Source organism: Brevibacillus fluminis (genome assembly GCF_052072235.1).
Lineage (GTDB): Bacteria > Bacillota > Bacilli > Brevibacillales > Brevibacillaceae > Brevibacillus_D > Brevibacillus_D fluminis_A.
In genome coordinates, this window is sequence record NZ_CM125436.1 from 5,125,001 (window position 1) to 5,138,178 (window position 13,178).

The 13,178-nt window shown below is 55.7% G+C and carries 9 protein-coding genes and 18 tRNA genes (1 of these 27 cut by a window edge); all 27 read right to left on the reverse strand.

The features are described from left to right. A tRNA-Leu gene (locus tag ACTID9_RS25105) sits at window positions 1-48 on the reverse strand; it reaches 37 nt to the left of the window's first position. A gap of 11 nt (window positions 49-59) precedes the next feature. Further along, a tRNA-Arg gene (locus ACTID9_RS25110) sits at window positions 60-133 on the reverse strand. Window positions 134-148: 15 nt separating this feature from the next. Beyond that, window positions 149-222, reverse strand: a tRNA-Cys gene (locus ACTID9_RS25115). A gap of 8 nt (window positions 223-230) precedes the next feature. After that, window positions 231-319, reverse strand: a tRNA-Ser gene (locus ACTID9_RS25120). A gap of 9 nt (window positions 320-328) precedes the next feature. Next, window positions 329-402: transfer RNA gene (locus tag ACTID9_RS25125), tRNA-Gly, on the reverse strand. A gap of 7 nt (window positions 403-409) precedes the next feature. Continuing rightward, window positions 410-491 (reverse strand) — tRNA-Leu (locus ACTID9_RS25130). A gap of 23 nt (window positions 492-514) precedes the next feature. Further along, window positions 515-591, reverse strand: a tRNA-Arg gene (locus ACTID9_RS25135). A gap of 3 nt (window positions 592-594) precedes the next feature. Beyond that, window positions 595-670 (reverse strand) — tRNA-Gly (locus ACTID9_RS25140). Between the two features lie 8 nt (window positions 671-678). Beyond that, window positions 679-765 (reverse strand) — tRNA-Leu (locus ACTID9_RS25145). Window positions 766-783: 18 nt separating this feature from the next. Then, window positions 784-859: transfer RNA gene (locus ACTID9_RS25150), tRNA-Lys, on the reverse strand. Window positions 860-874: 15 nt separating this feature from the next. Beyond that, window positions 875-949: transfer RNA gene (locus ACTID9_RS25155), tRNA-Gln, on the reverse strand. A gap of 4 nt (window positions 950-953) precedes the next feature. After that, window positions 954-1,029: transfer RNA gene (locus tag ACTID9_RS25160), tRNA-Thr, on the reverse strand. A 12-nt stretch (window positions 1,030-1,041) separates the two neighbouring features. Then, window positions 1,042-1,117, reverse strand: a tRNA-Phe gene (locus ACTID9_RS25165). A 181-nt stretch (window positions 1,118-1,298) separates the two neighbouring features. Beyond that, window positions 1,299-1,375 (reverse strand) — tRNA-Asp (locus ACTID9_RS25170). 77 nt (window positions 1,376-1,452) lie between these two features. Continuing rightward, window positions 1,453-1,529: transfer RNA gene (locus ACTID9_RS25175), tRNA-Met, on the reverse strand. Window positions 1,530-1,589: 60 nt separating this feature from the next. Beyond that, a tRNA-Val gene (locus tag ACTID9_RS25180) sits at window positions 1,590-1,665 on the reverse strand. An 8-nt stretch (window positions 1,666-1,673) separates the two neighbouring features. Then, window positions 1,674-1,750: transfer RNA gene (locus tag ACTID9_RS25185), tRNA-Glu, on the reverse strand. Window positions 1,751-1,754: 4 nt separating this feature from the next. Beyond that, window positions 1,755-1,847: transfer RNA gene (locus ACTID9_RS25190), tRNA-Ser, on the reverse strand. Between the two features lie 209 nt (window positions 1,848-2,056). After that, on the reverse strand, window positions 2,057-2,821 hold the full coding sequence (locus tag ACTID9_RS25195) for a class I SAM-dependent methyltransferase (RefSeq protein WP_441067829.1): 765 nt from the start codon (window positions 2,819-2,821) through the stop codon (window positions 2,057-2,059). Window positions 2,822-2,834: 13 nt separating this feature from the next. Further along, window positions 2,835-4,319, reverse strand: a complete 1,485-nt coding sequence (locus ACTID9_RS25200) for a xylulokinase (protein WP_441067831.1) — start codon at window positions 4,317-4,319, stop codon at window positions 2,835-2,837. Next, window positions 4,291-5,127 (reverse strand): tryptophan synthase subunit alpha, encoded by an 837-nt coding sequence (trpA, locus tag ACTID9_RS25205; protein WP_441067833.1) that lies wholly within the window; start codon window positions 5,125-5,127, stop codon window positions 4,291-4,293. Before trpA ends, ACTID9_RS25200 begins: the two co-directional genes overlap by 29 nt. Further along, entirely contained in the window at window positions 5,124-6,068 is a 945-nt protein-coding gene (locus ACTID9_RS25210) for an ABC transporter permease (protein WP_441072731.1), read from the reverse strand. Before ACTID9_RS25210 ends, trpA begins: the two co-directional genes overlap by 4 nt. A 31-nt stretch (window positions 6,069-6,099) precedes the next feature. Further along, on the reverse strand, window positions 6,100-7,614 hold the full coding sequence (locus tag ACTID9_RS25215; RefSeq protein ID WP_441067835.1) for a sugar ABC transporter ATP-binding protein: 1,515 nt from the start codon (window positions 7,612-7,614) through the stop codon (window positions 6,100-6,102). 43 nt (window positions 7,615-7,657) lie between these two features. Continuing rightward, complete coding sequence (locus tag ACTID9_RS25220; protein WP_441067837.1) at window positions 7,658-8,605, reverse strand: sugar ABC transporter substrate-binding protein; 948 nt, start codon at window positions 8,603-8,605, stop codon at window positions 7,658-7,660. Window positions 8,606-8,661: 56 nt separating this feature from the next. Further along, entirely contained in the window at window positions 8,662-9,633 is a 972-nt protein-coding gene (locus ACTID9_RS25225) for a sugar-binding transcriptional regulator (RefSeq protein ID WP_441067839.1), read from the reverse strand. A gap of 332 nt (window positions 9,634-9,965) precedes the next feature. Then, window positions 9,966-10,496, reverse strand: coding sequence for a G/U mismatch-specific DNA glycosylase (mug, locus tag ACTID9_RS25230; RefSeq protein WP_441067841.1), 531 nt, complete (start codon window positions 10,494-10,496; stop codon window positions 9,966-9,968). Window positions 10,497-10,526: 30 nt separating this feature from the next. Further along, window positions 10,527-13,169 carry a DEAD/DEAH box helicase family protein gene (locus ACTID9_RS25235; RefSeq protein WP_441067843.1) on the reverse strand — a complete coding sequence of 881 codons (2,643 nt, stop codon included), beginning with the start codon at window positions 13,167-13,169 and terminating at the stop codon, window positions 10,527-10,529. Window positions 13,170-13,178 lie beyond the last annotated feature (9 nt).

The window sequence follows — 13,178 nt, forward strand, 5'->3', positions numbered from 1 at the left end:
CCCGCCACCCCCTCAAGATGGTGTGTCTGCCAATTCCACCACGACCGCAAATAAGAACACGTCTCAGGAGAGACTCGAACTCCCGACCGTCCGCTTAGAAGGCGGATGCTCTATCCGGCTGAGCTACTGAGACATATGTAGTTGTAACTGGAGGGAGTACCCGGATTTGAACCGGGGATAAGGGTTTTGCAGACCCGTGCCTTACCACTTGGCTATACTCCCGAATATTATGGCGGAGGGAGCAGGATTCGAACCCGCGTGACGTTGCCGCCTAACGGTTTTCAAGACCGCCCCGTTATGACCACTTCGGTATCCCTCCGCAAAAAAATGGAGCGGGTGATGGGAATCGAACCCACGCGACCAGCTTGGAAGGCTGGAGTTCTACCATTGAACTACACCCGCAAATATGTGGTGCCGGTGAAGGGACTTGAACCCCCACGGTTTCCCTCACGATTTTGAGTCGCGCGCGTCTGCCATTCCGCCACACCGGCACATACAGTATTCATTTAAAAAATGGCGTGCCCTGAGAGATTCGAACTCCCGACCTTTTGATTCGTAGTCAAACGCTCTATCCGGCTGAGCTAAGGGCACATATGGAGCGGACGAAGGGTCTCGAACCCTCGACCTTCGCCTTGGCAAGGCGACGCTCTACCAATTGAGCTACGTCCGCATATGTTTTGGTGCGGTCGAGAGGACTTGAACCTCCACGGTGTTGCCACCACTAGAACCTGAATCTAGCGCGTCTGCCAATTCCGCCACGACCGCATATTCTTTTTTAAAAACTGGTGAGCCATGAAGGACTCGAACCTTCGACCCTCTGATTAAAAGTCAGATGCTCTACCAACTGAGCTAATGGCTCTCACGTAAGAGAAAATGGCTGGGGTACTAGGATTCGAACCTAGGAATGACGGAGTCAAAGTCCGTTGCCTTACCGCTTGGCTATACCCCAAAAGTGGTGCCGGCGATAGGACTTGAACCCACAACCCCCTGATTACAAGTCAGGTGCTCTACCAATTGAGCTACACCGGCACATACACGATATGGTGGCTCGGGACGGAATCGAACCGCCGACACGAGGATTTTCAGTCCTCTGCTCTACCGACTGAGCTACCGAGCCTCGTTTGGAATACCATCGCCATAAATGGCGGAGCTGACGGGACTCGCTACCTGCTGGCGACACTGCGTCGAATCGCTTCTTTGCGTAGCCAGATGAGCTGTACCCGAGCAAATACTACTTAGAATCACTGCGAGGGTAAACCCGGAACGGGTGAGAGACCCGTCTCGCAGCTTCTTTGGAATGGCGGAGCTGACGGGACTCGAACCCGCGACCTCCGGTGTGACAGACCGGCGTGAACTCCAACTTCACCACAGCTCCATATTTGGTTGCACCCTGCGGGCACTACGATCCTACTTGAACAAGATGTTAATCCTAGATCATACAAGTAGAAAATTTGGTTGCGGGGACAGGATTTGAACCTGTGACCTTCGGGTTATGAGCCCGACGAGCTACCGAGCTGCTCCACCCCGCGACGTTATTAAATATTGACCCGACCTACATATCATGCTCATTACATAGCATTTTATGTATCTGGTGGAGGCTGACGGGATCGAACCGCCGACCCTCTGCTTGTAAGGCAGATGCTCTCCCAGCTGAGCTAAGCCTCCGTGAAGTATGGTGACCCGTAGGGGATTCGAACCCCTGTATGACAGCGTGAAAGGCTGCTGTGTTAAACCGCTTCACCAACGGGCCATAATGGCGGATGGAGTGGGATTTGAACCCACGAGACGAGTTGTCCCCGCCTACACGATTTCCAATCGTGCTCCTTCGGCCGCTCGGACATCCATCCATATGAATCCTTGAAGCCCTAACAAGAGTTAACCTGTCAGGCAAGTGTTTGTATCAACTTCAGGAATTTAAATCTAGCATACTTTTTCTGAATAAGCAATAGCTTTGTTGAACTTTTTTATAAAAACTTGCAAAATACATAGCCATAAGAGAGAAAGCTCGCCTTCCCGCATCGCAGAAGACAAGCGTTTCTCACAATCATCTGCTGTTTCATTTCGCTTTCTGTGCGACAATGAAAAACCGGTGGCTGGGGATGTCGATATGGCCGTCCGCCTCGATCCGCTCCTGTATGTCGCACAACGCGTCCAAATATCGCTCCACCGTAAAATCAGGTATCTGCCACGGGATCGCCTTCAAATAATAGACGATCGCTCCGGTATCGTAATAACGCGATGCGGGGAATTCCTCCATTCGCTCCACGATGCGAAAGCCCGCCGCCTCCAATTGCTCCACAGCAAACGCGAGGTTCCAATGCGCATAATCCGCAGGCACCGGCGCCCCCAGCAGCCGATTCAGCTCCTGTTCGTTCAATCCCCCGACCTGCTGCGTGATGAACTGCCCGCCCGGCCTCAAGATACGGTACACTTCCTCTGCACAAAACGACTCATGGCGATTGATGACCAGATCGAAAACACCATCGGCAACAGGCAGCTTATCATCGCCATCCGCCTCGATCACTTTGACGCCAAGCGGCTCCAATTGCTGTTTGGCGATCGTTACATTGGGCAAATACCCTTCCGTCGCCACCGTTGTCCGCGGCAGCGGAGACAAGAGAGACAACAGCTCTCCCCCGCCCGTCCCCATATCCAAAAGCGAATCGATCTGCGGCAGCCTGGTCAAAACTTTGCTGGCGTAATTCCAGCTAAGCGGAAACTCCGCGATTCTTCCCGTCCGGGTCAAATAGCGGAAGTCCCAACCTTGAAACGGCTCCTCCGCATCCTTTTGCAAAAAACGATACAAGGCATCCCGGTCCATCCGTTTGCCTCCTTTACGTGATGTCCTTCAGACACAAATAGAGACGCACATACTTTGCGTACTGCCGGTCATAATGCTCGAGCAGAGCAGGTGCGGGCGCAAAGCTCCGGTTTGACCTGGCATGCAGCACCTGCTCCCTGAACCCGCGATAGTCGGCCGCCCACCCCAAAAACGTGAAGCCGATCGCGGCAGCGCCCAGCGCAGGCAAAAATTGCGAATCGGCGGGAACCTGAATCTCTCGCTTGGTCACTTCCGATAAAATTTGGCACCAGGCCGCACTTCGGCTTCCACCGCCGATCAGCGTCAAAGGCGAGCCGGTGTCCGGCAGCTGCAAATATTCCTGAACATGCCGGACTGCAAAGGATATGCCCTCCAGCACAGCTGCTGCCAGCTCTTCCTTGCCCGCCGATGTCCGCATGCCCACAAAACTCCCCGATGCATCCGGGTCCTGAATCGGACAGCGCTCCCCGTTCAAGTACGGCAAAAACAGCACGCTGTTTTTCCCGCGATCGCAAGCAGCGGCGAGCTTCTCGAACCCGTCATAATCATCCGTATCGCATCCGAGCAGCTTCACGCCCCATTTATGCGCATTGCCCGCATTGAGCAACGGCGCAATGGCGATGGAAAGACCTTCGACCGGATGCGCCAGATGAAAGACGCCTCCTTCCAACCGTCGGATGACGGAAGTCGAGGCTGCCACCCACCCCGTCGTGCCAAGATAAGCGTACTGGTCGCCCTCCTCCATCACGCCTGCCCCAAGCGTCGAGGCCCCCGCATCGCCGATCCCGCACAAAATCGGGGTATCCGCAGCAAATCCGGTCACGGCCGCCGCCGCATCGCCGATTGTGCCGACACATTCATGCGCAGCCAAAATCTGCGGCAATTTGTCCGCCTCCACGCCGATCGCAGGCAGCCATTCCTGCTGCCATGTTCGGGACTTCTGATTCATCAACCCCACCGTCGAGGCTGTCGTTGGATCGACGACCGCATCGCGGGTGCATTTGTAGATCACATAGTCTTTTGCGCCGAACAAAAACCGCTGGGTCTGCCGGTAAATGTCCGGCTCGTGATCGCGAAGCCACACGATTTTAGCGAGTGGAAACGTACCGTCAAAATGGTTGCCCGTCACCTCGCGCATCGTCTCTACGCCAAGCGTCCGGGCGAGCTTGTTTGCCTCTTCCTCCGCACGTCCGTCGGAATAAAGGATCGCAGGATAAAGAGCTTTTCCGCTCTCATCGACAGGGATGCAATCCTGCATCTGGCCGCTGCAGACAAGACAGCGAACCTCGGCAGGATCGACACCTTCGCGCCACCACGTATTGGCGATTTGGACCGTTGCCTGCCACCATGATTCCGGGTCCTGCTCGATATGTCCCTCGCGATAGTCCGTCTCCACAGGTACGGTCACTTCGTGGTACAGCTCGCCTGCCGCATTCACCAGCACGCCTTTTACCGCTGTTGATCCGATATCAATTGAGGCTACATAGCCCTTGTTCATCCGGCTTCTCCCCCTCTTGCGCACGGCAGGTGCCCAGCTTCATTTCCGAGATCAACCGATACAAGTAATCGCGCTCCTGAAACTCGCACCGGGCCACCAGCGCCGAACCGACGACAGCGCCGTCATAGCCGCTTTTCATTACCTGGGCTACTTTTTCGGGACTGCGCAGGCCAAATCCTGCGACAATCATGCCGTCAAAAAGCTGGCGCGTGCGCACCAGCAGGCCGTCCAGATCGCCGAACTGGGAGAGCGGATCGCCTGTCGTGCCCGCGTACATTTGCGCATAAATCACAGCCGACTGCGATACCGCTGCCTGCAGCTCTTCATCGGACATCGCCGGATTGACGAAGCGGACCACGTCGACACCGTATGGCTCCATCTCGACGCAAATCTGGTTTTGTTCAGCCAACGGGCAGTCAGGCAGCACCAACGCATCGATCAGCCCTTCTTTGGCCAGCTCGAGATACAGCCCGCTATCCACAACATCCGTTTTGTAGCCCATCGCCCAAAGCGGGACCGTTGTCCGCGAGCGCAGGTCACGCCAAAACGGCAGGAGCCATTCGGAGGGATCGCCGTTTTCATGTGCACGCTGATGCCCGCGCTTGATGATTTCGCCATCCACATAAGGGTTGCGGCTCGGCACGCCGATTTCCAAAATATCGATGCCTGCGTCGACCGCCTCCGCCAGCCAATCCAACGAGTCGTGAGGGGTGGGGTCGCCTGCCACCAGATACCCCACCAGCACGCCTGCGCTGGAATTGACCGCCGCCTGATACACCTCGCGATCGCGTTTGTTTTGAAACCTCATCGCACACCACGCCCCAACCGCTGCAAAATGACGGCGGCGATGACGATGATTCCCGTGATGACATCCTGCATGAAAGACGGCACTTCCAAAATCGTCAAGCCATTTGCCAAAATGCCGATGATCGCCGCCCCGACAAACGTTCCCCAAATGTTGGGCACGCCTTCTTTAAAAGCGGTCATGCCGAGGAATGCTGCAGCGTACGACGGGAGAAACAGCCCGTTGCCGCCTGTCGGATGCGCGGAGCCGAGTCGCGAGGCCATCAGCACGCCGGTCAGCGCTGCCAGCATCGAGCAAAGCGCGAACGCTGCGTTTTTGTTCCATTTGACGTTGACCCCGGCGATTTGGGAAGCCGATTCGTTCCCGCCGATCGCATACAGCTTCCGTCCAAACGGCGTATGCGTCATGATATACCAGAACAACAGGGCGATGAGGATCATGATGATCGACAAGAGCGGAATGCTGCCCCATTCGGTTTGTCCGATATAGCGGAACGCGTCCGGAATGTTTTCGAATACCGTCGCACCGCCTGTCAGCCAGAAGGTGAACCCGCCAAGAATCGTCCCCATCGCCAGCGTTGTGATGAAAGAAAGCACACGGAACCGGGTTACAACCCATCCGTTGATATAGCCGATGATCAGCGCGGCAATAAGCGGTACCAAAAAGACGACCGCCATCGGATATCCTGCTACCGCCAGCTTGGCAGCAACGACGCCGCCCATGCTGGCCATCGCTCCGACGGACAGGTCGAACTCCCCGACCGCCATAACCAGCGTGGCACCGATTGCAATGATGACGAGAAAAGATATTTGCCTCGTAATGTTGATCGCATTGTCGATAGAGGCGAATGAATCCGGGCTCAGCACGCTAAACCCGATGATGATGAGTATGGCGGCGATAACCGTCCCATAGGTCCGGATGATTCTGAACGCATCCGTTTGCATGTTTTCCACATCCTTTTCCTCTTCGGGGTGATTAGTCCGTAGTCGCTGCGTTTTCCGGACGATAGCATAGGTGAAGGATTTGTTCTGCAGTCACCCCATCGTTCTCGACCGAGGCGATTGTTTTGCCGTCGTGCATGACGACGATCCGGTCTGCCACCTCAAGCACTTCCTGCAAATCGGAAGAAACGTAGACGACGCCGCAGCCTTCTTCGGCTTTTGCGCGAAGCAGGTTGTGGATTTCCGATCGTGTCATGACGTCGACCGCTTGTGTCGGCTCGTCGCACAAAAAGAGTCTGGGATTGGACAGCAGCGCTTTGGCAAAAACCACTTTTTGCTGATTGCCGCCGCTGAGCTGCGAAACGGTCTGTTCGGAACCGACCGCCTTCACCTTCATCGCCTCCATCCAGCCGCGAACCTCCTGTTTCTCCTGTTTTTCCGCAAGCCCGAACCATTTGGCATACTTTCCGATCACGGGGAGCGTCATGTTCTCGCGGATCGTCATCCCCATGATCAGCGCATCGTGACGGCGATCTTCCGGAATAAGCACGACCCCTTCGCGGATGGAAGCGGCGGGCGTGGGCGCGCTTATCGTTTTATCGTTAAGCTGGATTGAACCGCCGGAAAGGGGGCGGACACCGTAAATCGCCTCAAGCAATTCCGTGCGCCCCGCTCCTGCCAGACCGAAGATTCCGACGATCTCGCCTTCGCGCACGACTACATCCGCTTTTTTTACACGCCCGTCCGCCGTGCGCACATCCGCTACCTGCATGATGACCTGCCCCTGCCGCAGCTTTCGCTTTTCGGCGCCATGCTGCTTCATCTGGCCGTCTGTCATCAAGGAAATCAGCTGGTCTTTCGTCGTTTCCCGCGTCTGCGTCGTCGCAACCTTTTGCCCATTGCGCAGCACCGTGATTCGATCCGACAAGCGAAAAATCTCGTCCATCCGGTGGGAAACATAGAGGATCGCGGTCCCTTGCGCCTTCAGCCTGTCGATGAGCGCGAACAGCAGCTCCGCCTCATGATCGGTTAGCGATGCCGTCGGCTCATCGAGAATGAACAGCTTGCACGTGAGCATCATGGCGCGGAGGATTTCGAGCATCGTTCGTTCCGGCGGTGACATCTGCTGTGCGGTTTTGTTCAAATCCAGCTCGATGCCGAACTCCGCTTTCAACCGATCCCCTTTTTGCTTCATTTCGCGCCAATTGATCTTGGCGCGGCCCCAATCGGTCGGATAATGCTGGCCCAGGAACAAATTTTCATAGCCGGTAAAAGTCGGGACGAGCTGTCGATCCTGATGAAGAACATTGATGCCGAGATCGCGGGCATGACGCGGATGGCCGATGCTGACCTGCTGGTTTTCCCAGCGAATCTCGCCGCCATCCGGCGCGTACACACCCGTAATCATTTTGATAAACGTGGACTTGCCTGCCCCGTTCTCTCCCACTAACGCATGCACTTCTCCCGCCTTGATGTCGATGGAGACGCTGGAGAGTGCGACATGCGGCCCGAATTGCTTCAAAAGGGACACGGTCTCAAGTAAACTCATGCGAAATCCTCCCTACCTGCCTGCCACGTACGTGATTGCCGGCTTAGTTGGCGTTTTCTTTGGTGATCAAGGAAGCAGGCGCGTACATTTCGGTCTTTTCAACTTTTTCGCCCTTGAACACTTTATCGATTTGCTCGCTAACGATCTCAGCCATGCCCGGGAAGTTTTGCTTTACGGTCGCGACAAGTGGCGAACCTTTCTTAATCATGTCAATCGCCTGACTATTTCCGTCGATGCCTGTTACGATGATGTTCTTTCTGCCCGCTGCCTCGATCGCCTGCGCAGCGCCGATCGCCGGCTCATCCCAACCTGCCCAAACGGCCGTCACGGAACCTTCGTCCTTGTTCGCGAGCAAAATGTTTTCCATTTGCTGTCTGGCGCTTTCGATCGGACCTGGCACTTGCACTTGTTGCTCTTGCAGCACTTTTACATCCTTGTTCATTTTCAGTACGCCATCGAGCGTCTCACTGCGTTTCAGCACGCCTGGGTGGGCACGGTATGTCAGAACGACGAGATTGCCTTTGAAGCCAATCGTTTTCAACAGATAGTCGGAAATCATGGTGGACATTTGCGCGTTGTCGCTCGTTGCATTCATGACCATGCCATCAATGTAGCCGGAATCGCAGCCGAATACCGGAATTTGCTTTTCTTTCGCTTTGCCGATTTGCACCTTCAGTTGATTCGGGTCCGTACTGACCAAGACGATCGCGTCCGCCTTTTTGGCAATCATGTCTTCCATGCGGCTCGCCAGTTGCCCAACGTCGCCTTTGGTATCGACCACATTGGCTTTCCAGCCATGGGATTCCGCCTGTTTTTTGAGTGCCTCGACCATTTCATTCGTAGTAACAGATGAGAGATATGGAGTCAAAATCGCAATTGATTTTTCGGCTTTGGCCGCATCTGCGCCGCCTTCATTCTCAGCCTTGTTGCCGCATCCGGCCAACCCCATGACGACCATCAATGCAGTGAGAATCACGATGAACTTTTTCATGCTACTTCCTCCTGAATGTTCTCTTTTTTTATTATCATCAGCGCGATCCGGCCTCGTCAGGAAACCGGATGCGAGCGATGCCACTCCAAAACTGCCTTGGCTGTTGCCATATCGGTGATCAATACATCGATCCAGCGACCCCGCAGCGTCGCCGCGATGGCTGCCACCTTCTCTTCGCCGCTGGCGATGGCGATAATGTTGGGGATTTGGCGAAGCTCGGCTGCCGACAAGCCAATCATCCGCTGCTCGGCTTCATGAGCGATCGCTTCCCCTTTCTCATTGATGAACGTGGTGCAAAGGTTGCCGACCGCGCCCTGCTCCATCACAGCGCACATCTCTTCTTCCGTAAAAACGCCGGAACGAACGATCGTCGCATTCGGGGTCGGCTGGCCGATTCCCACAACCGCCACTTTGGCTTGCCGCGCCATCGCCAGCACGTCGCCGATCTCTTTTTCCTTGAGCAAAACTTCTTTGGCATCCGTGCTTCCGACAATCGCCGGCGCATTGAGGAACCAGTATTTGGCCTTGAGTCCTTCCCCCATCATGCGGGTGTTGGAATTGGCGTGCCAGGCGGAGCCTTCCGAGCCCCACCCGCCGACAAGCGGCACGAATTGCAGGTGCTTGCGCCCGGAGAAACGCATTTCCTCGGCAAGTGAGGCGATTGCGCGGCCTGCCATCACGCCGACGATGTCGTTTTCTTTCAGTACCGACTCCAAGAGGGTGGCCCCTGCTCGTCCCAAATGGAGGTCGACCATCCGCGCATCGGCATCGGAGGGCTGGATGACGATACAGTCATGGATGCCAAACGTTTCCGCAATCGCTTTTTCGTAGCGCTGCTCCTCGGAATACGGGTTGCGGATCGTGATCTGCACGATGCCCTCGGCTTTGGCTGCGCTGAGCATACGGCTGACCTGAGGGCGGGAAATGCCCAAGCGCGAGGCGATCTCCTGCTGGTTTAAGCCGTCGATATAATAAAGAGAGCTTACCTTCACCAGCAATCGGATTTTTTCATCATGGATGATGGACATGTTTGCGTATCTCTCCAATCTGAACAAATGTACATCGTTGATCTTTTGTTCAGATTGATTATAACAGTTACTGCCATCATTTTACAAGATGTAACAATTATCGTCATTATTGCGGTAAAGCGTTAGTGTGTTGGAAAAGATGGCTAGTCGGTTGCTATAGCGAGGGATTTTTGAAAAAAGTGGCGCTCCGCTCTGACGATGCCTGCTGGGGGTCGGGGGTGGATGGCATCGCCAAGGCTGCGCGCCACTTTTTTCAAAAATCCTTGCGGTGCTTCTGTTGCGGTTAGCCAGCTTTTCTATTTGGGGGATGAAAAAAAAGAAAAACCAGCCATTCAAAGCTGGTTTTTTCCCAGTTGATTCAGTAGTTTCGTAAGTCCTCTATAAATTTCCACGATCTCCTCCAGCTTCATTCTCACCAAACCGCTTGAGGATGGGGCGACGAATTCGATAGTGCCGGGGACGACCGGGGTTGCTTGCATGCCCCAGGGGATGTCTTTTTTGCCGCTGTATTGCTCGTAGACGCCTTTGCCGACGAAGCAGACGATTTGGGGGCGGTAGGTTTCGATCTTTGCCTTTAGCTGCCGCCTGCCTTCTGCGTACTCTTCCTTGGTGATGTCTGCCGCACTCTGTGTCGGTCGGGAGACGATGTTGGTGAAGCCGTAGCCCAACTTGAGCAGGTCGCCGTCCTCTTCCGTGCGGTACAGGCGCGGCGTCAGTCCCGACTGGTGGAGAATTTTCCAGAACCGGTTGTGCGGGTTGGCGTAGTGGTGGCCGCTTTCGCCCGATTTCAGGCTCGGATTAAACCCGACGAACAAGATGCGCAGCCCCTCGGACAGATGATCCGGAATCCCGGTGGTTTGCATCCTGCCCCTCCTTTCACACTTGATTGCCGATCAAATTTGCTCCGCATGGCTCACCTTTTTGAACTGCACGTCCTCCAAGGCGCGAAAATGAGCCTGACCGCACGTAATTTTGAGATTTTCGCTGTCGCGCAGCTGGTCCGCCTTGAGCGTCGCTTTCGTTTCCGCCACGAGATACAGCTTGGCCTCTTCCCCGCTCTCGCGTTTGACCACCGCCCAGTCGGGATTGTATGTTCCCAGCGGCGTATCCACCTTAAACCAGCGCGGCAGCTTGAGAAAGAAAGAAACGTCTTCACGGGCGTCCAGCTCGAGCGCAAACTGCTTTTCCACCTCGGAGTCGCACTCGACCGCATCGTAAAGCGAGTGCTTCACATCGATCGCGCGCGTGAGGTAGCTGCTGATTTCATTTTGTTCAAACAAAAGCATCTCGTATTCGCTGCCATTGATCCGTTCGTATTTGACCCCGGCCACCATCAGTCTGGTCATCGCGGCGCGTATTTCCCGTGCCGTCTGATCGAGGAATTGCTGCGGATTGACCAGCGCATCGGCCAGACGCCCCGACTGAATCAAAATATCGGCGATCGTGCGGCGCGTCAGCTCCGTCTCCCGCTGCAAATAGCCGATCAGATCGGGAACCGCTACCGGTCTGGCTATTTCCGGCTCGATCCGCTGCTCTCGCGCGGCCAGCATCTGCGTGACGACACCGTGCTCCGTCACCTCGACGCTGTGCCGCTGCGTGCGAATGCGCGGGGCTGTTATCGGCGGCATCTGCCTGATCGCTTCCCCCGCTTGCCGAATCAATGCTTCTGTCTCATACTCCACGCGATAGCGGGTCCGCTGCTTGATCCGCTCCCACAAAGCGAGGAAGTCCTGATTGCTGCGCCATTTGGACACAAGGCGAAGCTGCTTGCGCTGCCGCTTGTTGTCCAGCCGCTCGCGCGAAAACGTCACCCCGCACTCCTCCTCGATCTCGCGCTGCAAACCGGCGGCGAAATCCTCGTAGCTTTCGTTGGCGATGACCGTCAGCCGGTTGATGCTGCTGTCAAAAACGCGGTTGCCCGTCTCATCCACCGGCAAACGCAAGCCGCGCCCGATTTCCTGCCGTTTTTTCAGCTCGGAGCGGGTTTCGTTCAGCGTGCAAATCTGGAACACGTTCGGGTTGTCCCAGCCCTCGCGCAGCGCGGAATGGCTGAAAATGAAGCGGAGCGGCTCGGAGCGCGAAAGCAGCCGTTCCTTGTCGCGCATGATCAGCTCGTACGCATCGTCGTCCGCCTTCGTATTTCCTTTCGTATCTTTGGCCTTGCCGCGCGCATCGGTTGCAAAATAGCCGTTGTGCACCAGATTTTCATCCGGCAGCTGCAGCGTAGCATAGCGCGGCTTTTCGCGCAGCTCGCGGTAAGCTTCCAGGAACCACCTTCTGATCTTCCCGTCTTCATCGGCATAATGCGCCACCTTGTCGATAAAAAACAGCGAAAGCACCTTGAGCCTTCTCCCCTCCGGCAAAAGCTCCTGAATGCGCAGCTCCTTTTCCAGATGCTCCTTGACCGTCTCGCGAATCTGGGCGCGCATCAGCTCATCCGTGCGCCCGCCATACTCTTGTCCGCATTGGATGCGGCGGCCGTTGGCAAACGTGACGGTCCTGGTTGCGTAGTCGATCTGATCGACCACATACCCGCGATACTGCTCCCGTTCGCCTGACAGCTGATGGAGGTCTGTCCCCGTTTTGCTGATCGTGACCAGCTTTCTCTCAGGCCCGCCGCTTTTTTGCACATCGATCAGCAGCTTGGCGACCAGCTTGCCGTTTGCCGCCTCCACCGAGTCGAGCCGCATGTACGGCTGGTTGAAATCCGGATCATCCAGCACCGAGTCCACCTCGATCCGTTTGACCAGCTTCCAGTCGTACGCTTTTACCGGATCGAGGCGGTACAGCAGGTTGTACAGGTTCCGGTGGGTCGCCGAGTAGCGCAGCGTGCAAAGCGGCTCAAGGCTGTTGATCGCCGCTTTCGCTTGCGCCGACTCCATGTTTTGCGGCTCGTCGATGATCACGATCGGTCGCGTCGCCTGGATGAACTCGATCGGCTTTCGGCCGGACAAGCGGTCGTTTTCCTTGTGAATGATGTTGTTTTCCTTTTTGTTGAACGCATCGATATTGATCACCATGATCTGCAGCTTGTCGGCATGGGCAAACTGGCGCAGCGACGAGATGCGCTTGGAATCGTAGACATGGTAGTCATAAGGCTGATTTTCATAGAGCGCGTGAAAATGCTCGCGGGTCAGCTGCAAATTTTTCAGCACCCCTTCGCGGATCGCCACGCTCGGGACAACGATAATGAATTTGGTAAAGCCGTATTTTCGCTGCAGCTCCATGATCGTCCGCAAATAGACATAGGTTTTGCCTGTGCCCGTCTCCATATCGATGGAAAAATGCATGCCATCCAGCGTTTCCGCTGCCGGCAGCCCGTTTCTCGCCTGAATGCGCTGCACATTGGCGAGAATGCTTGCCTCATCGATCGCCAGCTGGTTGCCATACCCGCATTCGGACAGCATCCCGCTTGCCAGCGCGTCAAGATTCACCTCGTAGTTCCCCCGGGATAGCGGCTGCCCGTCAAACAGGTCAACCGCCGCCTGGATCGCATCCAGCTGGTGCTGCTGCTGACTGTCGAATTGTAGTTTCATGTTCGTCAC